The sequence below is a fragment of the Acinetobacter tandoii DSM 14970 = CIP 107469 genome, assembly GCF_000400735.1.
Lineage (GTDB): Bacteria > Pseudomonadota > Gammaproteobacteria > Pseudomonadales > Moraxellaceae > Acinetobacter > Acinetobacter tandoii.
Genome location: NZ_KE007367.1, coordinates 543202 through 565450, shown reverse-complemented (window position 1 = coordinate 565450; position 22249 = coordinate 543202). Strand labels below are relative to the sequence as shown.

28 protein-coding genes are annotated in these 22249 nt (G+C 41.2%); 3 read left to right on the top strand and 25 right to left on the bottom strand.

All coding sequences use genetic code 11. From position 1 onward, the window contains the following. Positions 1-5: 5 nt before the first annotated feature. From I593_RS12120 to I593_RS12005, 24 genes are all read right to left on the bottom strand, one after another. Positions 6-3893, bottom strand: a complete 3888-nt coding sequence (locus I593_RS12120; protein ID WP_016167867.1) for a tape measure protein — start codon at positions 3891-3893, stop codon at positions 6-8. A 225-nt stretch (positions 3894-4118) separates the two neighbouring features. Next, on the bottom strand, positions 4119-4625 hold the full coding sequence (locus I593_RS12115) for a YqaE/Pmp3 family membrane protein (RefSeq protein WP_016167865.1): 507 nt from the start codon (positions 4623-4625) through the stop codon (positions 4119-4121). Between the two features lie 48 nt (positions 4626-4673). Then, positions 4674-5267, bottom strand: a complete 594-nt coding sequence (locus I593_RS12110) for a hypothetical protein (protein WP_016167864.1) — start codon at positions 5265-5267, stop codon at positions 4674-4676. Between the two features lie 69 nt (positions 5268-5336). Next, positions 5337-6074, bottom strand: a complete 738-nt coding sequence (locus I593_RS12105) for a phage tail tube protein (RefSeq protein WP_016167863.1) — start codon at positions 6072-6074, stop codon at positions 5337-5339. Then, the gene (locus tag I593_RS12100; protein WP_016167862.1) at positions 6067-6255 is read right to left on the bottom strand and encodes a hypothetical protein; all 189 of its coding nucleotides are present in this window, start codon (positions 6253-6255) and stop codon (positions 6067-6069) included. Before I593_RS12100 ends, I593_RS12105 begins: the two co-directional genes overlap by 8 nt. Before the next feature lie 8 nt (positions 6256-6263). Beyond that, positions 6264-6695 carry a phage tail terminator protein gene (locus tag I593_RS12095; protein WP_016167861.1) on the bottom strand — a complete coding sequence of 144 codons (432 nt, stop codon included), beginning with the start codon at positions 6693-6695 and terminating at the stop codon, positions 6264-6266. After that, complete coding sequence (locus I593_RS12090) at positions 6688-7233, bottom strand: phage virion morphogenesis protein (RefSeq protein WP_016167860.1); 546 nt, start codon at positions 7231-7233, stop codon at positions 6688-6690. The genes I593_RS12095 and I593_RS12090 overlap by 8 nt, the downstream gene beginning before the upstream one ends. A gap of 7 nt (positions 7234-7240) precedes the next feature. Beyond that, a complete protein-coding gene (locus tag I593_RS12085) occupies positions 7241-7678 on the bottom strand; it encodes a gp436 family protein (protein ID WP_016167859.1) in 438 nt (145 codons plus the stop codon). A gap of 11 nt (positions 7679-7689) precedes the next feature. Next, positions 7690-8049: a hypothetical protein gene (locus tag I593_RS12080; protein WP_016167858.1), complete on the bottom strand. Its 360-nt coding sequence runs from the start codon at positions 8047-8049 to the stop codon at positions 7690-7692. Between the two features lie 10 nt (positions 8050-8059). Continuing rightward, on the bottom strand, positions 8060-9136 hold the full coding sequence (locus I593_RS12075) for a major capsid protein (protein WP_016167857.1): 1077 nt from the start codon (positions 9134-9136) through the stop codon (positions 8060-8062). Between the two features lie 12 nt (positions 9137-9148). Next, entirely contained in the window at positions 9149-9526 is a 378-nt protein-coding gene (locus I593_RS12070) for a hypothetical protein (RefSeq protein ID WP_016167856.1), read from the bottom strand. A 3-nt stretch (positions 9527-9529) separates the two neighbouring features. Continuing rightward, entirely contained in the window at positions 9530-10510 is a 981-nt protein-coding gene (locus tag I593_RS12065; RefSeq protein ID WP_016167855.1) for a hypothetical protein, read from the bottom strand. 55 nt (positions 10511-10565) lie between these two features. After that, on the bottom strand, positions 10566-10997 hold the full coding sequence (locus I593_RS12060) for a hypothetical protein (RefSeq protein WP_016166767.1): 432 nt from the start codon (positions 10995-10997) through the stop codon (positions 10566-10568). Beyond that, a complete protein-coding gene (locus tag I593_RS12055) occupies positions 10998-12203 on the bottom strand; it encodes a phage head morphogenesis protein (RefSeq protein ID WP_016166768.1) in 1206 nt (401 codons plus the stop codon). Next, positions 12200-13669, bottom strand: a complete 1470-nt coding sequence (locus tag I593_RS12050) for a phage portal protein family protein (RefSeq protein ID WP_016167854.1) — start codon at positions 13667-13669, stop codon at positions 12200-12202. Before I593_RS12050 ends, I593_RS12055 begins: the two co-directional genes overlap by 4 nt. A gap of 11 nt (positions 13670-13680) precedes the next feature. Beyond that, positions 13681-15087 (bottom strand): phage terminase large subunit, encoded by a 1407-nt coding sequence (gene terL, locus I593_RS12045; RefSeq protein ID WP_016167853.1) that lies wholly within the window; start codon positions 15085-15087, stop codon positions 13681-13683. Next, complete coding sequence (locus I593_RS12040; protein ID WP_016167852.1) at positions 15077-15541, bottom strand: DUF2280 domain-containing protein; 465 nt, start codon at positions 15539-15541, stop codon at positions 15077-15079. Before I593_RS12040 ends, terL begins: the two co-directional genes overlap by 11 nt. Before the next feature lie 58 nt (positions 15542-15599). Next, a complete protein-coding gene (locus I593_RS12035) occupies positions 15600-16241 on the bottom strand; it encodes a putative metallopeptidase (protein ID WP_016167851.1) in 642 nt (213 codons plus the stop codon). Continuing rightward, the gene (locus I593_RS12030) at positions 16201-16677 is read right to left on the bottom strand and encodes a hypothetical protein (RefSeq protein WP_016167850.1); all 477 of its coding nucleotides are present in this window, start codon (positions 16675-16677) and stop codon (positions 16201-16203) included. The genes I593_RS12035 and I593_RS12030 overlap by 41 nt, the downstream gene beginning before the upstream one ends. Positions 16678-16719: 42 nt before the next feature. Then, positions 16720-16986 (bottom strand): DUF6953 family protein, encoded by a 267-nt coding sequence (locus I593_RS12025; RefSeq protein ID WP_016167849.1) that lies wholly within the window; start codon positions 16984-16986, stop codon positions 16720-16722. Next, on the bottom strand, positions 16976-17200 hold the full coding sequence (locus tag I593_RS12020; protein WP_016167848.1) for a YodC family protein: 225 nt from the start codon (positions 17198-17200) through the stop codon (positions 16976-16978). Before I593_RS12020 ends, I593_RS12025 begins: the two co-directional genes overlap by 11 nt. Positions 17201-17333: 133 nt before the next feature. Further along, positions 17334-17738, bottom strand: a complete 405-nt coding sequence (locus I593_RS12015) for a type II toxin-antitoxin system HicB family antitoxin (RefSeq protein ID WP_016167847.1) — start codon at positions 17736-17738, stop codon at positions 17334-17336. A gap of 46 nt (positions 17739-17784) precedes the next feature. Then, positions 17785-17967, bottom strand: coding sequence for a type II toxin-antitoxin system HicA family toxin (locus I593_RS12010; protein WP_026441143.1), 183 nt, complete (start codon positions 17965-17967; stop codon positions 17785-17787). Between the two features lie 303 nt (positions 17968-18270). Next, positions 18271-19086 (bottom strand): hypothetical protein, encoded by an 816-nt coding sequence (locus I593_RS12005; protein ID WP_016167846.1) that lies wholly within the window; start codon positions 19084-19086, stop codon positions 18271-18273. Between the two features lie 224 nt (positions 19087-19310). On the opposite strand from I593_RS12005, the gene xseA reads away from it, so the two are divergent. From xseA to I593_RS11990, 3 genes are all read left to right on the top strand, one after another. Further along, positions 19311-20573: an exodeoxyribonuclease VII large subunit gene (gene xseA / locus I593_RS12000; RefSeq protein ID WP_016167845.1), complete on the top strand. Its 1263-nt coding sequence runs from the start codon at positions 19311-19313 to the stop codon at positions 20571-20573. Continuing rightward, positions 20566-20760, top strand: coding sequence for an exodeoxyribonuclease VII small subunit (xseB, locus tag I593_RS11995; protein WP_016167844.1), 195 nt, complete (start codon positions 20566-20568; stop codon positions 20758-20760). Before xseA ends, xseB begins: the two co-directional genes overlap by 8 nt. A 77-nt stretch (positions 20761-20837) precedes the next feature. Continuing rightward, the gene (locus tag I593_RS11990; RefSeq protein WP_016167843.1) at positions 20838-21683 is read left to right on the top strand and encodes an HNH endonuclease; all 846 of its coding nucleotides are present in this window, start codon (positions 20838-20840) and stop codon (positions 21681-21683) included. A gap of 59 nt (positions 21684-21742) precedes the next feature. Here I593_RS11990 and I593_RS11985 read toward each other — a convergent pair whose 3' ends face one another. Beyond that, positions 21743-22249 (bottom strand): hypothetical protein, encoded by a 507-nt coding sequence (locus tag I593_RS11985; RefSeq protein ID WP_016167842.1) that lies wholly within the window; start codon positions 22247-22249, stop codon positions 21743-21745.

Below are 22249 nucleotides of genomic sequence, written 5' to 3'. Positions count from 1 at the left end.
TGCATTCACATCGCTCGTTTAAGTTGTTCAAGCTCACTCAAAAATTCATCAAAACTTCCTTGGCTGCTTTCAGTGACAGGCACACTTATGGTTTTGCCATTAATGGTGATATTGTTCTGTACGACTCTCTCCTTAGATTGCTCTACGTTGGTTGTCGGTACCGCAACATTCACTTCGGGTGCCAGAGCATTAACAGCTGCACTCTTGGTACCTGCTGTTGCAGATCCTTGACCTGACATATATCGCGCCAGTAACTCATTCACTTTTTGGGTACCGAATGCAGAGGTTTGACCATTGTTTAACAACTTCTCAAATGCCTTAGCGGTGTATTCATCACCGCGTGCACGTGCATCCCTCGCCTTATTCTTATCAATCTCTAAACCTTGATTCAAAATATTCTTGGCAATCTTGACTGCTTCAGCTTCGTCGTAACCCATACCAGAAAGCTTAGATTGGATATCCATAACGTTGTAAGTCGTGAAATCAGCACCTACACGCTGCGTCTTATTCTCCTTCTCGGCCTTGGATCGAGCATCCATCATCTCATTCCACGCTTCGATTGAGCTTTTGGCCTCCTGTTTAACAGCATCACCGAGTTCACGGTATCCACTGATCGCTGATCGAGCAGAGTCTCCGACGCGCTCATTCGCCGAAGTAAGGTCATTCATTGCAGTGACAGAAGCCTTACCTGTTGAATCCACTTCAACTTTCATATCCACCATTCTAGCTTGTGAAAGTATCATACTGTCAGCAACCCCTTTATTTGCTGCAATAGCTTTTTCAGCATATTGCTTAAATGCTTCTTGCTGCTGATTTAACGTTGCTGATCCGCTACTTTTAAGTGTTTCAAATGCCTCCTTATATTTGGCTGCAACCACCTTTAACTGCTCAGGTGTTTCCATTCCGAATACAGAAAATGCTTCCGCAACTGAATTAACCCCCGCAGTTGCTTCATCCGTACGCTTTTTTAAGTCAATTAGTTGCTGTTCAGCTTGTCTAAGTAGACCATCAGCAACCTTTTCACCTAATTTAGATCGTAGGCTTTCAATGCGTTTTTTTAATTCCTCAATCTCTTGCTGATTGGTTGAAGTATCAATGGCATTCGAGATACTTGAGCCCAAAGCACGACTAACATCAACGCCTTCACTTTCCAACTCCCCCAAGTTTTGAACCAAGATACGCACATCGTTATTAGCTTTGTTAAAGGCCTCAGTCGACTCCCCCTTTAACTCCTCGTAACTTAGCCCAGTACGGCGAATTGCCTCATCCAGTACTGCCCCTTGGACCATGGCGGCAGATTTAACAGAGTTGGCATATTGAACATGAAGAGAACTTGCTTCGGCTTGCAACTTGGTTATATCGTCTTGATACTTTGCAACACTTTTTAACCAAGCTTGATACTCCATATCTTGATTAGCTTTCTTCCAGTTATCCAGCTCAAGTTGCTTGGCTTTAACCTTGGCATTCGTTGCTTCAATCTGCTTCTCAATGTTAACCGGGATAGCAGCCAACTTACCTTGAAAAGCAACCAGATCCTCATCTTTAAGAATGCCAGATAAAGCAGCTTGGATTTGCTCTCCAGTAGCTTTACCCTGTGTTTGCAAGGCAATAAGAGCTGTAATGCCATTATTGATACCAGTGGCCGTATCAAAGTTAAAACTCTTGGCGATGTTCTCTAAGACATTAACAACACTCTCACCCGCCTTAACCTGCTTATCGAATTCATCGACCATCTGCTTCGATGCTTCGTTTAAGCCGAGTGCAGCATTTTTTGCAAGTTCAGTTGCGGCGGCTTTACGCTTATGAGCCTCAGCAGCCTCTTCCACCTTTTTCTTGGATAGCTCTTCTTGAGCAGCTAGTTCCTTTTCTGATTGCTCTAAAGTTTTATTACCATTTATTAATAACCATCCTTTAGCAACTAATTCACCTATTGCCTCACCAGTATCAACAAATAGATCTTTTACCATTGATCCAGTAACAATCACGGCTGCTGTAGCGGCACCATAAGCGCCAAATCGTGAAATCACACCAGTTAAACCAGATGACATTCGAGAGAATGTCGGAAGTGCTGTTTCAACTGATGCTTTGATACCTGTATGCGCTACAGCATTTGCTCTGGCCGCATTTGCATTAGCTAACTGTGCTTGAGTGTTGGCAACGACTGCAACGGTTTCTTGCTGAACAGCTAAACTTGCAGCACGAACACTATTTGCTTTATCAAGGAATACAGCAGCCATGCCTAGAGCTTTGTAAGCAATGAATGCTTGAGCTGCAAAGGTAAGTGTTGAAACCAGTTGGTCGAGATTCTCAGCGATATATTTAATCGCCTCTGCTACACGTTGACTGATGCCATGTGTGCGATCAAGTTCACCAAGATAAACCATCCATGAAGTTTTTAAATTCTCAGTTGATTTACCAATCGTTAATGGGAACTTCTCAAACTCCGCGCTAATGGTCCTTGTTTGACTAAGTAATGCCTTAGTCACTACATCAGTTGTCAACTTTCCATTATCAGCAAACTCTTTCAGCTTACCAATCGTTACACCTAAACCATCCGCCATTGCCTCTGCGAGTCGAGGTGCTTGTTCGAGTACAGAGGCGTATTCCTCCCCTCTGAGAACCCCAGATCCTATAGCCTGATTCAGTTGAAAAAGTGCAGCCTCCGCCGATTCAGCCGAAGTGCCGCTGACTTGGATCGCCATATTGATGACTTCGGTAAGTTGAAGTGCATCTTTCTGGGTTAATTCGAACTCCTTACCAGCTTTTAATAATTTGGCATAAAGATTAGCTGTTGCTTCAAGATTTGAGTTTGTTCGAATTGCGACTGCAATGACATCATCTAGAGCCTGCTCTAGATTCCCATACTCTCCTACTGCAATTTTTAATGTCGCTATCAGGTTTTTATAGTTATCGGTTGTTTGCGCCATTTCTTGCGCGGTAACTCCGATTCCTAATGCAGCTAAAGCACCAGTTAGCGCTGTAAATCCAGTCTTAAGGCCTTCAATGTTGTGAGCTACAGCTTCGGAAGTTGTTCCTGTCTCAGCAAGCTCTTGATTTGTCCCTTCTAAAGCATGATCTAAGCTATCAATAATAGGGACTGCTTGCTGAGTTGCAGCCCTGAAATCACTCATTGAATTATCAGCTAAGTTTAGTGCACGCTCTAAGCTAGTTACACGCTCTTTTGCAGCATTTAACTCCTCAAGAGTAACGTTATCACCAGCATCAATTAGCGCCTGCCATGCATTGCGTGCAGATAATAACTCACGCTCTAAAGAATCAATCGCAGCCGCACCAACCGTAGAGATTCGCTCTACTTCCTTGGTTGATATAACAGCCCCATCACCCATGCTTTCAATAGCACGTGTAACATTCTGAACCTCTGTCGTTATTTCTGTTAAATCTACAGTGGTGAATCTCTGTAATTCAGCAATTACTTCACTGGTTGCTTTGTCTAAACCTGTCATAGCATTGGTTGCGACAGACTGGTATGAACCAAATGCGGCCTGAACATCTTGAATAGAGCTTTTAAGATCTGCTACTCGATTAATGGCATTACTGATATCCGTCGGAGATGCTTTTGATTGCGATAAGCGAACTAATTCAGCTTGAGCCTCAACCAATTCATTATTGAGTGATGCAACCATTTGCTGACTTTGCATCGACATTTCACGGATCTTCGTACCACTAATGGTGCTCTTATCACCTAAATCTGTAATCTCTTTGGTTGCCTCATGCAGACCCTGCACAAGCTCAGTGACTTTTACCTTTTGAGCTTCGCTTTTAATGGTATCGAAGACTTTAATGGTTACATCTTGGGCTTGCTTGGTATTTGATACATAATCCTTGGTGTCTGCATCCATCACCAACTTAAACGTTAAATTTTTTCCAGACATAGAAACCTCAAATTACAGGCATAAAAAAACCACCTTTCGGTGGTTGATGGTTATAAAACTAAAGATTATTGTAGAACTGTATATTCAACTCTCACTGTCCGGTCTTCTACAATTTCATGATGAAGCAATCTGTAGTACGGATTTTCAATAAAAAACTCATCCATTAATTGCATAGCTTCTCTAAGTGTCTCTGCTGAAAAATCTTTAGTGATAACCATAGCTACTCTACCTTGGGTATTTTCCGTTGATAGAGCCTTTACAATAGATCTCAATCCTATCCATTGTCAGGGTCTTTCCATCAGGCATCATTGGAAATTGTTTTAATGATTGGTAGTGCTCCATGCCATCTTTAAAGCATTCAGAATATAGGTCTTCTGAGCTTTTAGGTGGTAAAAAACTACCTGTTTTTATAAATCTCTCAACACCAACATAAACGATCATGCATAAAAATATTACCGCCATGATTCCGACAACGATGCTGCCAGTCACAATCACAATCCCCATCACATCAAGCTGAAAATTCCGATCCTTGGTATCACAAGCCAATAATGGAACCACTCGATCACTTCCACAGTTTGAACAAACACCTAATCCAGTTCTACGCCAGATTTCATAGATCACACCAGGAACAAAAAAGAAAATAAGCAGAACAATAGTAATTAGAAAGTTGCCACGATTCTTAGACCATCCTGTGTGGCCACAGTTGTTGCAACTTACACACTTATTTGCCACTTAGTTACCCTCAGATTTTTATATTTCCCAGTATCTTAACACCATGTATCAACCATTTAATTCATCAACAAAACTTTTAAATTGCTTCGCTGCTGCGTGATGCGCCATACGAATAATATTAGATTGAGTAGCAATATTCTGCTTTTCACGTTTTACCACTGCTTCAGAGTAAAGCTTAAATGCTCCATAGGTCATATTCATGATGCTGTCATGGCTATGGCCATTTGATACCAGCAACTGGAATGAATCAAACCAAGTTGATTCATGATCATTTACTTCCGTACGCTTCTTGCGGCGTTTCGATTTCTGCTCTTTATCGATGAAATACGCCTGATTGACTTTTAAGCCAGTTTTGAGAAGTTGTCGAAACACATCTTGATCTTCAGTCGTTTTTAAGATCGCTTGATGGTCTAGATCAGTGATGAGTTGAAGCATCACTACGCATTCAATCAAATGCTTTTGAATCACCTTCTTAAGAATTTCATCTGAATAATCACTCACATTGCTAAGTGTATTCTTAATAGGATCAGCAGCACCTACCCATAAATCAAACTGGCGCATAAGGATCTGACGTACCTCAAGCGAAACATCATCTATCTCAAGGTTTAAGCTACGGTTCGCTGCAATGAAGAAATCATTCATGATGTAATCCTAAAAAACAGGCACAAAAAAAGACGCTCATGCGCCTGGTATTTTTTTGTGCCTGTAAACTTATGCTACGAAAAATCGATCAATACAACCAAATGGACCTGCTTGCGGATCATTCGCTTTGGATGAATCAGCTAAACACTCACCTTCAACATCGAATGATGCAAAGTCTTCATTGATCAAGTTAAATTCAGTATCAGGTGAGAACTGTACTCTCCACAATTCAACAGAAAGCTTGTCACCCGAGTAGGTATCAATCCCTTTGAACAGTAAGGCGTACTCACGCCCAAAATGGGTTGCCATAGTGGTTCGCTCTACCACACCAGCACTACCAGACCAAGTTACAGGCCCTGCAGGTTCTACAAGAAATTCGACTGTGCCAAATACCGAATCCAAGCTGTAAGTGGATGGATCAATATCCGTACTGCCAGTTTTGAAAGCAACCCCAGTTAGATTGCGATAACCAAGGTTGATCATTTGACCAGCCTGCACAGTACCCAATGTTTGATCGGTAAGAGCTTGAGCAGTAGTTTTAGTTGTTTCGCCGCTAAACAAAATATTCTTATTTTGCTTATTAAGCTCCTCAAGCGAGCCACTAAAGGTCACACCAGTTGCTTTACGCAAAATAGCATCTTTTGCGCGTGTTCCATCTTTAGCTGTGAAGTGGTCAGTTGAATCGGATGAAATCGCAATTTGCATATTGGGTGCATTACCCATCGTCAAATAAGGCCCCACTACACCATTAGTAATTAATGCGGCAAGCATCTCACCTTGCAGTGAAATTAGATCAGGTTTAGCCATCTACTTTAGCCTCTTTTGTAGTTTTGGTTTGTACAGCAGGCTTAGTCTCAGAAGCTTCCTTCACTTCTTCAATCACACCACGCTGCAGTAAGTCTTGGATTTGCGCAGCGGTCAAACCACCCACGATATCCCCAGTACGAAAACGCCCGACAGGTTGCCTGGCTTTATATTGCTTGGTCATATAATTTCCTATACGAATGTTTTTGATTCAAACACCAAAGTGATATACACACAGGTGGTCGAGTAGTCTTCCTCTATGGCGACTAAATCCAGTGGTCTTACACTTGAATCTGGTTTCCAACCACATAGAAGCTCTAGAACCTTTTGCGTCAATATCCCAGCTCGGTCCAGTGCTTCAGCTCCATTACTCAACTGTGATGCAGCATGCCGCTCAACAACAGTTACTTCCCATTGCTTGGCTAGCATGTTGATCGATGATCGTCCCGCATCATCTACTTTACGTACACGGCGGTAATACACCTGGGTGTTTGGAGTTACCTGTGTCATTTCAGTGATTTTGGCTGAATTAGCAGGTGTATAAATCATCTTAAAGTCTGCAATTTCACTGAGCTTTTCGGCAATTTCAGAACGAACAGCAAAGAAGTTTTCTGCATCACTCATGGGTTAAATGCTCCACAATAATATCCATCACCTCATTTTCATCGGATTCCGTGAGACCTAAGAAAGGACGGCGAGGCATATTGACCTTGTACGGCTTGCCCATAGTTTCCTGCATGAAGTTGGATCTCGATTGGCGTACAAATCGATTCCCAACAGTACCGTCACGCCCTTGTCGAAAGTAGGTCCTTCTCATACGGGCTTCATGATGGATCTCACCACCGAAATGATGAATTGCGGCATATTCAACATCTGTTCCAATCTCAACACCATTCGGCAGAACGTTATGAGTAATTGAATTCATCAAGCGTGATGTATCTCGAAGCGTGGTCCCGCCTTGACGAGCCACCCGACCTGAAATACGCCACTTACCCTCTAAGCCTTCGCCCACCATCCAACGGCGTCGAATGTTGTTTGAGACTGTATAGCCTATAGCCTCAAACAATTGCTGCTTAGTTTGATCAAGCCCTGAGAATCGCTCCAGCGCTTGAACTATTAAAGATTCACCATTTGCCTGAATGGTGATACCCACACCAGACATAAGCACCTCACTTGATGCTAGGCATCTTGTCTAAAGTTGCATCCCCAAATACACCTCCACGATATGTACTACCGATCGGCATCGTTGCTGGTGCATTCGCTGGCTTTTCTTCAGTGACTTGGTTTTGGTCGTTAAGAATATTGAGAACAGCCTTTCCATCAGCGATTCGCTTGAGATAGTTAATCTCTGCTTCATAGCGATTTTCAACTTCTTCGGTAGGATGCTGAAAATACAAACGATATCGCACAATATTGCATGCGACTCGCTTTAACGTACTTGGGATGTTAGGTAATGGCAGCTTGTATTTCACCGCCACATAACTATCAATCTCCTCAGTAGCATCACGAATGGCTTCGTCAATTGAATTCGTGGTTGATAGCATGGATTCCAACTGATCAATCTCATTACCAAACCGAGCTATTAAATCCTCACGGGTTGCATACATGGATCACCTACTTATTTTTCAGTTGGCGTTGCAGCCTTCTTCGATTCGGCGGTAGCCTTTTTCAAAGCCGCTTCTGGAGCATTTAGCGATTTCTCTAAACCTTCCACTTTCGCTTTCAGCTCTGCGTTTTCTTGTTCAGCCTTGCCCTTAGCTTCAATCAGCTTAAGTTCATTCGCTTTCAGCTCTGCAACTTCTGCAGCAAGATTTGCTAACTGTGCTGCAGCACCATCCGCCTTAGGCTCCTCAGGCTCTTGATATTCTTCAATAGCCCCAGTTGCTAAAAGGGCCTGAATACGTTCTTCATTCAAGCCCTTAATTTCATCACCTGGCATAAACTGCCCGATGGATTGCTTTGCAATGTACTTTGGCATCTAAGCCTCCTTAAACAATAAATCCAGTACCACCACATACGCCATTTTTGTTTGATGGTACGGCAAGTGGAGCAGATTCTGTCATTAAGAAAATCCCACTTGGATCTTCGTTATACCATTGGCGGTCAAAGTACTTCTGAACAGCACCATTCGCTAACATGTTCTTAATTTTGCACTGAGCAATAGAACCATTGAGGTCTGAAATCGCCCCAAAATAATCATCAGGAATAAAGCGTTGTACACCAGATGATAAACGGTATGTAGCATCGAATACCCATAACTCTTTTTCATCCAAGTAACCTTTGAATGATGCGCCCTCTTGAACATTTAAGCTTGGCTTGTAAGGAACAGCGATACCCGCATAAGGCTTAACAAAACGTTCTTTGAACTCTTCATTTGAAGATAATGCAATCCAAACCTTTCCAGACATCAAGTAAGCTTTTGAACTACCGCCATTAGCATCCAGCAAGAGTTTTTCAATTGTTTCAATATCAGTTACAGGCTTGGCACCTGCTTGGTTCCAAGGAGTCAACGGTGTAAATGTGAGTGACGCATCGCGCTCATAATCAACTAAGTTGTATTCATAATCATCTGATTGAAGAACATACTTCCCGTTAAGTAAAAGCTGAGTGGCCATTAACAAAACTGAGTTATCAATTGCATCATGGTTGCGTTTCATGACAGCGATCTGAGCAATCACCATCTTTTCTTGATCAGACAATTGCTGACTGCCAGTAGAGATGATACCCGCAGTACGCAAACGCTCCATGAGTGCTTCATCAAAAGCAGTTGCAGGAGTCACCATATTTTTTGGCTTGTAATAAGCTGGCTGTACGAATTCTACTTTGGCAGCACGTTTAGTATCAAAAGGCTTACCGGGTTGATGTGGTGAGACCAATGGCGCTAAATCGTGCACTGTATTGATTTCTGCTAATGGCACTTCATCGCGATCGAATGATGGGCGATTCGGGAAGAACTTATCTAAAAGCCAAGTATCCATTGGCTTGTAATTCGTATGAATTAACGCAAGCTCACCAACATTAAGTAGCTCAAGTGGTGCGCCATTAACTGTAAATGACTGAGGCATGTTTTAAAGTCCTTATACTTTTGAAAGTTCAATGTTGTTTAGGGTTGCCTTCGCACGTGCAGCATCGTACTTAGCGGTTACAAGATATTCACCTGAGAGACAAATCGCTTCCACGCTAAAAACACCGCCAAAGTAGATCGGAAGCTCTACGCCATCAGCTGCCATTTGTGTAGCTTCGACTGCTGTCACATCACGACCACAAATCACTTGCCAAGTTTTTTCATCTGCAGCGAGATCAACCACATTTGCATCCGACAAAGTCAGCAAATCACCAGTCTTGTAAGCCTTGGCAGCGGTAATCTTTGCATTAGCACGGCGCAACTTTTCGACATCTAGAATGAATGGTCGTGTTTCGCGGGTCACGCTCCCTAAATATGTCTTTCCGCTCATGATTTAAGCCCCTTTATTTTGTGATGCGAATGCTTGTGCACCAGATGTGAAACGATGCTGTTCATTGCCGTTACCACCTTGCCCCTGCTGTCCACCCTGACCACCAGTAGCTTGATGGCTAAACAAGTGCTGCAAGTGAGCTGGAACGACGTTGGTTTGCTGTTGTTGATGACCTGCAGGTGGTGCTGGTTGCTGTCCTGAGAACTGCTTTAGTTGCTGAGACATGAAGGCAAATGAAGCATCATCCATATTGGTATATGACGTTTTTTCTTCAGCGCTGAACTGCTTACTCAAGGCGGTTTCCAGTGCTTTAATGTCTTCTTCACGCTTATCCGCTTTGAACTTTTTCAGCTCATTTTGCGCAGCATCACGATCTTGCTCCGCTTTTTCACGAGCAGCTTTTTCTTTTTCGAGTTCGGTCACGTCCGTTTCCTCTTGGTTGAAAGTTTTTGATTTAGGGCTATGACTTGCTGCCACAGCATTTGTATTGTCATCCGCACCTAAAGCACAGAAAGACACTTCGCGAATACGACCGCCACGGAATACGGTGATAGGTCCTTGGTGAACCTTCCCATTTACCATTACAGATGCATCAGCTTTGATTTCTTCGATTGAAGATGGCTCAATACGTACTGACATTTGCCATGGAAAGCCGTCATCTGAGTCTTGGGCTACCTGAGTACCAAACTCATTACTCATCAAGTCACCAGAGACAGTTAATCCTGTTTGGTGGTTAATTGAGTGCGTATTGATTGCACCTGCACGCTGACTCGATCGATGCTCAAGTAATGCAGGAATGCGTCCTTTCAATTGCATTGAATCAAGATCAAAGACGATTCGATCCCAATACCAATGGTCTGTAATAACTTCTCCGCTGTAAGCCACGCCGGAGAAGGTACGTTTTTTCTTACCCTCTTCAGCCTGATTTACATTTAGCTGCCCAAGCTGAAAGCAATACTGATTGGGCTTATCTTCTTCTGGCATTTTCATGCTCCATAAAAAAACCGCCTTGACGGCGGTTCTGTATGCTTGTGATTATTTAATTACTTTGAACTAAGGCTAGCAGTTTTGTTTCCGCCTCCCTTGTATGTTGATACATCATTGGCTCATTGCGCTGTATTACAGATGTCAACGTATCGATAATTCGCAATTTTTCTTCAAGTGAATAATTTTTTTTAATGCTCGTAGTTAAAGCTCCACCATCCGCTGACACATTACTGCCGTTCGGCACTAAGCTTAATGGTTGGTTATAGTTCGACATATCGGAGCTTTGATTCAAGGCGTTTGAACCAAAATTGCAACCCAATGGATGGCATCCATCTTTATCAACCTTTAGACCACCAGTGAGAAGCATGCGCAAATTAAATCGGTCTTCTTTTGAATCAGCAACGATTGAAACAATGTTCATCCCCGTTAAGCTCATGACATCTTTATATAAGACGCTCATTCCATTTTTTAAAATCAATTTCATCTAATTCACCAATGCTCTTAACACATAAATCATCTTCCCATCTGAGGGTGCTACTGAAACCACCTCAAACGACAACCCCATCTCAAACAACACGCCTTGCCCTGCATTGAGTTTTTCAAGATCAATACCTAAGCCTTTTGCATTCTCAATTTGAATCACTATATTTGACTGTGCACCCGTTAGCAGTAACGGCGAATCCAGAGTTATGACTTTACCCACTTCAAGCGAAGCCGCATAAGCCAGTGTTGTAGATCCTCTGACCACATCCACGGCGTTTGCAGATACAGCCTGAATCTTAGCCATATCCCCTTTCACCCAGCGCTTAAGCACTTCTTCTGCCAACGAGATAGCAGGTTTCTGAACATAAGCCGTTAATGCAGTAGCATTGCCCTGTACATAATCCACCAGCGTCCTGATCGCACTTGGTCGTAGTGTTGGATCAAGTGGCACCACCGTATCTGCAATCGTATTGAATAGATCTCGACTCGAATCCGTCATCGGTGACAAGAGGCTCATCAACTTCTTGCTAGCAGTCCATTCAGCCTGAATTGCTTGTTTCTGCTCCAGTAAATATTCCTTATCTAAGATTGAGTCAGTAATCTTTTGATCAACAGCTGACTCCATCTCACCGAATGTTAATGGACTCGTAGACCAGCCCATATCTTCTGCAATTTGTGGTAGATCTTCATCAGAAGTAATACCGAGCTTCTTCGCTTCTTTCTCAGTCAAGGCAATTACGGTGCACCGACACATGAAAGACCATGGTGGGTAATACAACAACCAAAAAGGATCATCGATGTGTCTGATGATTCGATTCAAAGCCAAATGGCTGGGACGAACACGAGTGTCATTAATCGCTGAATACATTAAATAAGGTCGTTTCGCCTTATTCTTCTGCTGTTGTTGCCAACGTCCATGGCCATAAGCTGTCTGGATATTGGTTCGGAATACATTCTTGAGATAATGCTTACTCAGCACAATCTCGTTTTCTTCAACCAACTTCTGAAAGTCGTTGAATGTTCCACCCTCTGCCAAGGTCTTATTGAGCGATTTAATGACTGTCTCGATCTGCTCAATGCTGGACAGAAAACTCACTGTAGTTGCCAATTGCCGTGTATTGAGATCCATTGAATAGAATTCATCAGGCAATACGATTTTACGAGACTGAGCGAATTGCAGAGCCTCTAAAAAAGTGATTGGTTTCATTTATCCCCACTTGCCGTGACATACCCCAGCACATCGGCTGCATACAAAGCCATTTCTAGATTGGCCGTAAATTGGCTTTCACTTGCACCTGGCATAAGCTTCATCATATTAAATGCCAAAGCCTCAGGGGTTTCACTGGACTGAATCAGCTCATTCACTTGCTTCTGATCCAGCAAATCAATCGATCGCTGACCATCGGCAAGTTCTTCAACTTCTTGCTGCTCTGCAGATAACTTGTTTGCAGATGCCTTAAAGCTGAATGCCTGATTTGGCAAGGCAGTGAACGTTGGTGACACCAAGGTGGCATCTTGAGGTGTCACTTCAGCAACATCACCTTCCTGCAATCCATACTCTCGCATGAAGTACTGATTCGTCAGGTTGGCGCCTGCGTTCTTCAGGTGAGCATCTCGTTCAGCCTGTTCTTTATTAAGTGGCTTTGCTTCTTCACCAATAATGACTTTATGTTCTGGCCAGTTATTCAGCCAACACAACGCGTTAACAACCGCTTGTAATGTTGGGGTGGTGAGTCGAATATCTGACTTCAGTTTGTCAGCGCGAACGTTCTCGTGAACTTTACCTAAAGCATAGCCACTGGTGCCATCAGATTGACTGGTAAGGGTTTGTCCCAATACGATCTTCTGAATTTGTTGTGCGAGCGTCTTATTAAACGTCTCAAAGGCTGATCCAGCAGTACCACTTGCGCCAGTTGTACCTAAAACCTGTACATCATCTTTAGCATCAATTGATAGGACACTCTGAGCATGTGCATTAAGCAGTGCCTGATTCATATCATCAATTTCTGAATCTTCGCATTTACCAAGAAGAATTGGTGTGCCAAAACGCTCCAGAAATTTAGCCCAAAACTTGAACCCATTTTGCTTAAAGAAAAACACCCAATAAAGTGTAGCTAATAATGCTTTGCCATAGGGTTGTTCATAAGAAGCTTTGCGGCGAGTAAGGAAAAATTTAAAAATTTTATCAACCTCTAACTCCTGAGAACTACCCTCTTTTCGTAGAAGTAAGCGACCATCATTCTTAGGCTCAAACCATTGCATTGGCTTTTCACCAATCCATTGCAGCCCGATATAACCTTCTTCCTTTAACTCATACACAGCTTCTTGAACGGAGTAACCAAAGAACAATGCATTCAATGCACCAGATGCAATTTCAAAGTACCACTCATCCAACTGTTGTTTTAAGTGAACAGCCTCAGGCGTATCACTTGGCTCAATTCGATATGGCGTAGCCAATAATGCATCAATCCGTGTCTCTACAGCTTGTGCAATTTCATCATCATCAAGAAGCACTCGCAGTCTATGACGAGTAATACCCGCCTTACGAAGCACTTCATCATTATCTGGTTGTCTGCCAAAATGTGAAAAGAAGTTTGAAATAGCTTCTTGAGTGTAAAGTTTACCGCGTGACAAAGACTTCTTTGACGCTTTGTCTTTTTTAGGCTTTGCCATGTGATTTCCTTTTAATATGTACGACTACCTGCACCTGCAGGTTTTTTACCAATTCTTGCTTCATTCAAATCATTGAAAGCATCACTGCAACCATCCACTTGGTCGTCATGAGTACCATTTGGAAAGTTTCGTAATTCTTCAATGAGTGCTTTATTCCAGTCACCGCTAAGCATCTTCACATTGCCTATGTTGACCTGTGCTGCAAATGGCTGTGCCCTGGTAATCTTGTCACCTGATACCGTTTCAGCTTTGACGTTAAATCCGCTGAGCTTTGTAATGAAGTTCTTAGCTTGTGCTTTACCTGCTTGTCCTGGGTCTTGAGGAAGTCTGATGCCTACTGATCGACCATCCATTTTTGCTGTCTGAATGATCGTATTCTCAACACCATCTGGTCCCCATCGTCCACGAACCATATCAACAATGTAGATGATGTTGTCTTTGGTCTTGAGCATTCTTGGTCCTGCTGTCCAATCCCCTTCATTCTCAGATGCAGCAAGATCCCATGCCCGAACCTCTTTAACGAACTCCGCAGGTAGGACTTCTACAATTTCAATTCTGTCGGGCTTAAAAAAACCGCCTGCAGGCGGTGATGGTAATTGTCGATACTGACCAGAGAATACATACGGCGCTGCATCCTCCATGACGTTTAATCGCTCAATGCTATGCTTTTCAGGCCATAATGCTGAGCCATCAGGTTGAATTGCAGGTAGACACAAATGCTCCCATTCTTCACCGTTTCCACCATCAAGTAACCAACCTGCTAAGTCCTGCTCATGCAGACGCTGCATGATTACAATGATCGGCGTATCTGGAGAGTTGGTTCGAGACTCTAATGTGTTTTGAAACCATTCAATTACATTGCCCCGAATTGTGTCTGAGCTTGCTTCACTGGCTTTATGTGGATCATCGATGATAATCGCACCACCAAACTCTTTTCGAATCTTACCCGCACCAAAACCCGTAATTGTACCGCCTGTCCCCTGTGCATAGCAGACACCACCAGCAACAGTTCTCCAGTCATCCTTTGCTTTACTGTCGTCTCTAAGCTCAAAGTCTGGAAACACTCGCTTAAAAGCTGTTTCTTGAACCAAATTTCGCGTCTGAAATGCATTGTTTGCTGCCAGCGTTGCTGAGTAGCTGATATGAATAAACTCGCAATCAGGCACTTTGCCAAAACACCAGGCCATAAAATTAATTACAGCCAATTCAGTCTTGGAGTATCGCGGAGGTATGTTGATGATTAATCGCTTTGTCTCACCCCGAAATACCTTCATTAAGGCATCACAAACGACTCGATGGTGCCAGTTATGCATCCACTTATATTTTCGCCGCTCTTTAAACATGTATCGAGAAAAGAAGTACAAGTCTTCTTTGGCTTCAATACGAATCGCAAGTTCGCGTGCTGGATCAGTACTCATCTAAAACCTGCTCCCTTGCTTTAAGGTAGCTTTCTGTTGATATGCTGGAATTTACAGTCTCGATTGGTTTGCCATCTTTGCCTGTAATTTCCTGCTTGGTCACACGACCATCTGTCTCTTGAAAGGCTTGTTTCAGCAGGTTTTGTTTTGCTCGTTTATTTTTTCCAGAATCTTCATACATTTTCTGGAGTTCATTCAAACGAAATGCTTTATTCGCAATAGCAATATCTTCAATATTCTTACGAAAATCTTTGCGTGTACGCTCAAACAAATCTTTCAGCTTCTTACTAAGATTGCGACCTGCAACTTTCGTTGGATCGTATAAAGCTACCTGCTGCCTTGTGATTTCAATCTTATATTCTTGCTTTACAGCTTCTACTACTTGTTGAGGGGTTTCAAAGCATGCAAGAGACTGAACTATAAACATTTTTACAGGCTCTTTTAGTGCCGCCATAAACACCCCTTTGTATAGCTACGTATAGCAAGATAGGCAAAAAAAAGAGCCATAAAGCTCAATTAATTAAACAAGTCCCACAACACGCAGCAATATTCTTCTCTGATACAAACGGCGCTTGCTTAGCGACTTCAACAAGCCTTTGTACATTCTCGTTTGCTCCCCAGCGTTTGACCACACCAATGAACTCTTCTACATCATGAGCGGCCAAGTGATGTTTAGGTAAGCCTGTATGGTCGCTATAGATGATTTCACCATCTTCGTCACGCTCAACACCAATGTGATAAAGCTCATGCTCGATCAATGTGCAAAAGTCACGATCATTTGAGTTTTCACAAAAGCTTGCATCGATAGTGATTAGATAAACCGGTATATAACCAAACCAATCCCGCATCTGTTGTTCTTGGCGTGCTTTCTTCCAGCCACCTTGGTTGAACATCACTTTTTCACATTGACCAAGCACCATGCGTTTCTTTGCCATACATGCAGATGATGCCCAAGCAAATGCCAGAAATGTTTCGTCATCATGAAGTAGTTCAGCAATATGGTCATGGTCGGGATTGTGAAGTTCACCACCAAGTGTTAAGAAGTTTTTAATCACCCAATCTTTTAATTCCACGGCGGGTGCCAAGCGTATTGCGTCTTCTTCCTCGGCCTGATCAATCAGATCCGTTGGCGGGAATGGTCTGATCTGGTCCATTGAATGATTCTCTCTTTAAGTTTTTAAGCCATTGAGATGCAAATTGAGCTTCTATCTGTAATGGTCCAAATTCATCAATCTTGTATCTGTTAGCAGACTCTAAGCGAACAACGGTAAAACCCATTTCAGCAGCATGATCATATCGATCCATGCTCCAAGCTTTATTCGCTAATCTTCCACGGCGACCACCTGACCAAGGACCACCAGATATTTCAACTAAGATTCGATGCTCAATTAAATGAAAATCAAACCGCCAATGCTTGGTAGATTTGAAGTGAAATTTCTTCTCGTACTTGATACCCAAGACATCTAAAGCCTTCTGAAAATCTTCTTCAGCTTCTAAATATTTCAGTTTTGCTTTAGGCAGTGGTTTAGATCGTGGCTTTGTTTTGGGTGGTTGTTTTTCAGTAAGGGCTTTATATGTTTTAGGATCCATAAATTACACCTAATAAAAAAGCCGCCCATTGGCAGCTAATTTTTAACCCTGAGCCTCTCGGCCCAGTTCGTCTTCAGGAACTCTGTAACGCCAATATCTATCAGGTTTCACCCAAACTACATTGTGCTCAGTTTTTTTCTTGAATGCGCTATTTACACTTAATTTTAAGACCAAATTACCTTCTGCATTTTCTTTCAGAAGATCCATTTGATCATTTTTAACTAGAAAGTCGACAACATCTTCTTGATATAAACAACCATCTTTTTCAAGATTATCTAGCATCCATTTAATAACTTCATCAAGATTCACTAGATGCCTCTTGTTTGCTCGCTGGTATTAGTGACTCTTCCGGGAAATCACCAAAATCTAATTTCTTCCCAGCAAACCATTGGCAACGATATTGCCCTTTAAAGCTCGTAGGGACATTACCTGCATATAGTTGCTTGATAGCCATGTCTGGACCACCAGCATTTAGCTTAACAATGTCACCAACTTGGAATTTTGCTTTACGCTCTTCAATCATCTTTTTTCTCTTAAAGTAATAATAATGAAATTAATATTTTGGGATTAATTCATACTATTCAAGAGTTAAGAGAATTAAATCACCCTCGTAATAAAAAACCCGCCATATTGACGGGTTCTTTATCATCAATTAATTAAGCATGAAGCATTCTCTCTGCGCTTGCAGCCAAAAATGCTGATCTAGATTTGAAGCGTGCATCTTTCTTTACACGATCGTCAATTAGATGAATTAAGCGACTTGGTAAAGTCACATTAACCTTTTCAGATTTACCTAAGTAGCGACTAACATCAACATCGACTACAGCCCAAATCATGCCTTTATAATCGTCATTATCAAGAAATTTAGCAGCCTCAGATGCTAAAGGAATATCCTCACCATCTTCTGCCAAAATTTCTAAATGCCCTGCAATTGCCTCTTTGACATTCTCAAGAGCCTCCTCAAAAGTTCCTCCTGCTGAAAAACACCCTTGAATATCAGGGACAATCACACCGAAGGCTTCTGTATCTGAGCCTCTCTCTACTGCGATTGGATATAACATTTTACTACTCCAAAAAAGGGTTTAAATAATCCAGATTGTGGGCGGGTCACTTTAGACCCGCTTGTTTCAAAATGCTGTTTACTGTGCCCGGCGGTAAATCCTTTTTGGGATGAGGAATTGTTACCAACCCCTTCTTTGTAGGATGCTTGAAGTGATGGTGGTCACCCTTACATCTAACTTGATACCAACCGTCTGCCTCAATCATCTTGATTAAATCCAGACTCTTCATCCAACCCCCCATATTAACGTTATGGAGAAATTATAACTCTAGAGTTATTTAATAACAATAACCCTAGAGTTATAATTTATATTATTCACATAGAGCCAGTCGCAAATTCTTAATCCGCTCTTTCAACTTAATCATGATGCCATCAATTGCTATCAACTCATTTCGAGTCAAACCTGATCGACTTAACTTTTTCTACTTGTGCAGCCTAGTATTGCAAAATTTTATGTCTTGTATCACTTGTACTTTTTTCTTGTATTAGAAGAAATCAAAAAAGCCCCCCTTTAATGAAGGCTTTTTCGAATATCATTTTATTTCATATAATGAAGACTTCACACATTCTATATGCTCAAGCCCCATTTTTTTCAAAAAAGCTTTTGTCATTTCATAGAACCAATATGGTGCATCTGGGGCAACATAGACTTTTTCAATTAACCTTTTAAGATCAACATTTACATGAATTCCAACTTTACTTATTTCTTCTAGTTCAACCTTGCTCAGATTTTCAAATTTGGATTTATTAGATGGGTGGCAAGAAGGAAAAAGATGATTTACACGTATAAATGAAAGCCTTATTTCTCTTTCATGCTCAAAGCTCAAACGTTTTGTAAATAAAGGAGCAATTGGTTGTAGAAAATTATAATTATCGGGAAAAGTTGTTACATCATCATAATCAACGTAATCTATTTTTTTAACGCAGAAAAGACCTTCACCGCGCATAGAATCTAATGGTACCGTAGCTTCCATTAAACTACCAACTGTTGTTTTTATTGCAATAGCTTCATTTGTCTGAGCATAAAGCTTCCACATTGCTGCTGATTCGAATTTATTACTATGCCAACAATTTGCATAAGCAAAATATACTAATTTTGCTGTAGCTTCATATTCCTCCTCGTCAACTTCAGAGCTTTCATAATTCAACCAATTTGCAATTGTTTGTACAAACTGTTGTTGTTTTAGCTTTGAAACTTTACTGAAATGTCCTTCATATATATCTTCAAATTTCTTTAGAGGACTCAAGTATATTTTTTCGTTCACAATGAGATCACAGAATTTTGAAAAATCCATATACCGCCAAAGCTCTATATCCTGATCTATTTCATCTAAATTCGATACTGCCATATTTACCCTCTAAAAATCTTGCATGCTCTTTCAATAATGGCAAATAACGAAAAAGCCCACCTTTCGATGAGCCTTTAAGATATTTAGTGAATCACTATAACTTCGTCCACTATAGCAGAAATATGCCATATGCCTTGTACAAGGTCAATAATTATTAAAACTCAATTTGCACTTCTTAGGCTGCTTTTATAATATCCCACCATACATCCTAAAACCTAAATCTAATGTCAGAACCTCAATTTTCTCTAAGTGAATATTTATCTGCTGTTCAGGAAGTGATTCAAGTTGCTTTCAATGAACCAGTATGGGTAAAAGCTGAGATTCGCAATTTGAGTATCAAAGGTGGACATTATTATTTAGAGCTTGCTGAAAAAGACGAACATACGGATAAGGTTGTCGCCAGCTGTAGAGCAACCATTTGGAAGTTCTCAGCAGCTAAAATGGTCCTTAAGTTTGAACGTGAAAGCGGAGTTGAGCTATCTAAAGATCTCAACGTACTCATCAAAGTTAAAGCTCGCTTTGATCCCCAGTATGGTTTTTCAGTCAACGTCGAAGATATTGATTCCAGTTACACCCTTGGTGACATTGCACGGCGATATCAACAAATTCTTGAAAAGCTAACCATTGAAGGATTGGTAAATAAAAATAAAGCATTACCATCACCTTTCGATATTCAAAATGTCCTGGTCATCGCTCCAGAGAATGCGGCAGGTCTGGGAGACTTCCGCAAAGATGCCGATGTACTAGATCACGCAGGTGTTTGCCACTTTGTTTATCACTCAGCAACATTCCAAGGTAATACAGCCCCTACCAGTATCATCGAGTCTTTAAGTACAGGCTTAAGACAATGGGCTAATGATTTTGACTCCCCACCTGATCTGATCGTCATTATTCGTGGTGGTGGAGCAGTTAATGATCTGGCCTATTTGAATGACTATGATTTGGCTGCCCTGCTGTGTAAACGTTCTGTACCGATTTGGGTAGGTATTGGCCACGAAAAAGACCGTACAATTTTAGATGAAGTGGCCAACCGTTCTTTTGATACACCAAGTAAAGTGATTGGCGGGATTCGAAATCTGATCCAAGAGCGAGTACAAAACGTGCTTGAATCACTACAGAAGATAAAGGTGCTCTCCCAACATCAAATCACGGCGTATCAGAGTCAGAACGATCAATACATCAAAGTGATTAAGACGCTTGCTCAAAACCAAATCAATGAAGCAAACAGAACGCTCGAGTTAATGAAGAGTGATACCCTGTACTTTGCTCAATCTCAATTGAAGCTTGCCTCTACTCAAATTGAAGGCTTACTCCGCGAGACTCTTTTACAAAACCCTAGAAATGTAATGGCCAAAGGCTATGGGATTGTCCGTAGTGAAGGAAAAGCTATTCGTTCTATCCAACAAATATCAGTTGAAGCCATTCAAATAGAACTACAGGATGGTCTAATCGAAGCCAATGTGACACAGGTGATTCAAAATGACTAAGAAAGAATTAAGCTTTAAAGAGGGATTCGATATTCTGCAGAAAAATGCTGAACTGCTTGAATCCCAAGAACAGCCAGATATCGATAATTTGATGAAGATCGTTGAAGAGTCGATGAATGCATACAAAGCCTGTAAGTCACGCGTGGATGCAGTGCAACAGGCTTTGAATGAGACGTTTAAGGATTAATGTACAATTTACTATAACTGCATCATCTTTGAGCACATAACAAATTGATAAATCATACTTATTCTGGAGAATAATTAATGGAAGTTGTTACAAATACTGACCAAATAAGAAATAATATTAAAGAATTTGAAAAATCTAAAGACACTTCACAAACAACTTTAGGTCAGTATTTAAAGTTAATACAGAAAGGCCTATGCTTTGTACCTTACATGTCGGATTCAGGAATTGCTTTTGCACCTTCAAGATTTATAGGATATATCGACAATAATTTAGAAATTCACTCTAAAAATGATGGCAAAAATGGACGAGAAACTAATGTAGCCATAACCAAAATTTTTAAATCCATTCCTAGTCATAATTCTACTTTAGAAATACAATTCTTAGAATTTTGTAAGAATCATGGTGTAAAACCCGATAATAAGAAAAGGAAATATTGGGTTACTGATGAAATTAAAATTATTATTGAAGCTGATGCAGAAAACGAAATCCGAAGTAATCCAGAATTAAATAAAACTGTTAAGCAACAACTTATAAATGCTCGTATTGGACAAGGAAGTTTTAGGAGAGAACTAATTCATATGTGGGGTAAATGTTGTGTGAGTAGTTGTAACTATGTTGATATTTTACGTGCTTCTCATATTAAACCTTGGAGAGACTCTACAAATGAAGAGCGTCTTGATAAATTTAATGGGTTGCTCCTTTCCCCTAACTTGGATGCACTTTTTGATAAAGGATTAATTTCCTTTAAAGATGACGGCAAAATACTTATTTCGAAAGCCTTATCTAATGACGTTCGTAATACGCTTGGTATTCTGAAAGATACTAAGGTGGCTCTTCAACCCTCTCATGCAAAATATATGAAATGGCATCGTGAAAAAATATTTATAAAATCATTTTTAGAAGAGGCAGGTAAATCAATCTAGAGCAGAAATTTAGCCTACCAGTTTAAAAATAAGACATAAGTACATGTACTTTATAAAGATTATTTACCTTTAAATTTTATTATCATATTTTTACAATGCAACGCAGCCAGACCACACTTTACATCCATACGTGCATCCATCTGGCTTCGTTCATTTGTCACCATTTCAGCCCATGAGTTGCCATAAAAGTAGCGGCTGATAATTGCATCCATCCAGTCGTCCAGAATTTCGGATTGCCCCTGTATATCCAGAATTAAACGCTGTACGGCGCGAGCTTCATTATCGCTAATCTGGCAAGCAATACGGCTACGTTTCGCTTTAGGTGGCTCAAAGTCACCAGAAAGATAGTCCACGATAATTTGCTGTTGCTGGGCTTTGGTAAGCTTCTTGTATTTCTGAGCTTTCACCGCATTATCCATAGCAACTGCAATTGGATTGATACTTTTCCCACATGTACCTGATGCTGAAAACATCCATGCCCCAAACTGATATAACCATCCTTCCAAGTCAAAACGAGACCAGTCTATAACCTGCATAATGTGTTGCTGATCTACCGCTAAATTCAT

Coding starts and splice junctions, on each gene's coding strand:
- I593_RS12120 (WP_016167867.1), bottom strand. CDS start 3,893: ATGTCTGGAAAAAATTTAACGTTTAAGTTGGTGATGGATGCAGACACC.
- I593_RS12110 (WP_016167864.1), bottom strand. CDS start 5,267: ATGAATGATTTCTTCATTGCAGCGAACCGTAGCTTAAACCTTGAGATA.
- I593_RS12105 (WP_016167863.1), bottom strand. CDS start 6,074: ATGGCTAAACCTGATCTAATTTCACTGCAAGGTGAGATGCTTGCCGCA.
- I593_RS12100 (WP_016167862.1), bottom strand. CDS start 6,255: ATGACCAAGCAATATAAAGCCAGGCAACCTGTCGGGCGTTTTCGTACT.
- I593_RS12095 (WP_016167861.1), bottom strand. CDS start 6,695: ATGAGTGATGCAGAAAACTTCTTTGCTGTTCGTTCTGAAATTGCCGAA.
- I593_RS12090 (WP_016167860.1), bottom strand. CDS start 7,233: ATGTCTGGTGTGGGTATCACCATTCAGGCAAATGGTGAATCTTTAATA.
- I593_RS12085 (WP_016167859.1), bottom strand. CDS start 7,678: ATGTATGCAACCCGTGAGGATTTAATAGCTCGGTTTGGTAATGAGATT.
- I593_RS12080 (WP_016167858.1), bottom strand. CDS start 8,049: ATGCCAAAGTACATTGCAAAGCAATCCATCGGGCAGTTTATGCCAGGT.
- I593_RS12075 (WP_016167857.1), bottom strand. CDS start 9,136: ATGCCTCAGTCATTTACAGTTAATGGCGCACCACTTGAGCTACTTAAT.
- I593_RS12070 (WP_016167856.1), bottom strand. CDS start 9,526: ATGAGCGGAAAGACATATTTAGGGAGCGTGACCCGCGAAACACGACCA.
- I593_RS12065 (WP_016167855.1), bottom strand. CDS start 10,510: ATGCCAGAAGAAGATAAGCCCAATCAGTATTGCTTTCAGCTTGGGCAG.
- I593_RS12060 (WP_016166767.1), bottom strand. CDS start 10,997: ATGAAATTGATTTTAAAAAATGGAATGAGCGTCTTATATAAAGATGTC.
- I593_RS12055 (WP_016166768.1), bottom strand. CDS start 12,203: ATGAAACCAATCACTTTTTTAGAGGCTCTGCAATTCGCTCAGTCTCGT.
- I593_RS12050 (WP_016167854.1), bottom strand. CDS start 13,669: ATGGCAAAGCCTAAAAAAGACAAAGCGTCAAAGAAGTCTTTGTCACGC.
- terL (WP_016167853.1), bottom strand. CDS start 15,087: ATGAGTACTGATCCAGCACGCGAACTTGCGATTCGTATTGAAGCCAAA.
- I593_RS12040 (WP_016167852.1), bottom strand. CDS start 15,541: ATGGCGGCACTAAAAGAGCCTGTAAAAATGTTTATAGTTCAGTCTCTT.
- I593_RS12035 (WP_016167851.1), bottom strand. CDS start 16,241: ATGGACCAGATCAGACCATTCCCGCCAACGGATCTGATTGATCAGGCC.
- I593_RS12030 (WP_016167850.1), bottom strand. CDS start 16,677: ATGGATCCTAAAACATATAAAGCCCTTACTGAAAAACAACCACCCAAA.
- I593_RS12020 (WP_016167848.1), bottom strand. CDS start 17,200: ATGATTGAAGAGCGTAAAGCAAAATTCCAAGTTGGTGACATTGTTAAG.
- I593_RS12015 (WP_016167847.1), bottom strand. CDS start 17,738: ATGTTATATCCAATCGCAGTAGAGAGAGGCTCAGATACAGAAGCCTTC.
- I593_RS12010 (WP_026441143.1), bottom strand. CDS start 17,967: ATGAAGAGTCTGGATTTAATCAAGATGATTGAGGCAGACGGTTGGTAT.
- I593_RS12005 (WP_016167846.1), bottom strand. CDS start 19,086: ATGGCAGTATCGAATTTAGATGAAATAGATCAGGATATAGAGCTTTGG.
- xseA (WP_016167845.1), top strand. CDS start 19,311: ATGTCAGAACCTCAATTTTCTCTAAGTGAATATTTATCTGCTGTTCAG.
- xseB (WP_016167844.1), top strand. CDS start 20,566: ATGACTAAGAAAGAATTAAGCTTTAAAGAGGGATTCGATATTCTGCAG.
- I593_RS11990 (WP_016167843.1), top strand. CDS start 20,838: ATGGAAGTTGTTACAAATACTGACCAAATAAGAAATAATATTAAAGAA.
- I593_RS11985 (WP_016167842.1), bottom strand. CDS start 22,249: ATGAATTTAGCGGTAGATCAGCAACACATTATGCAGGTTATAGACTGG.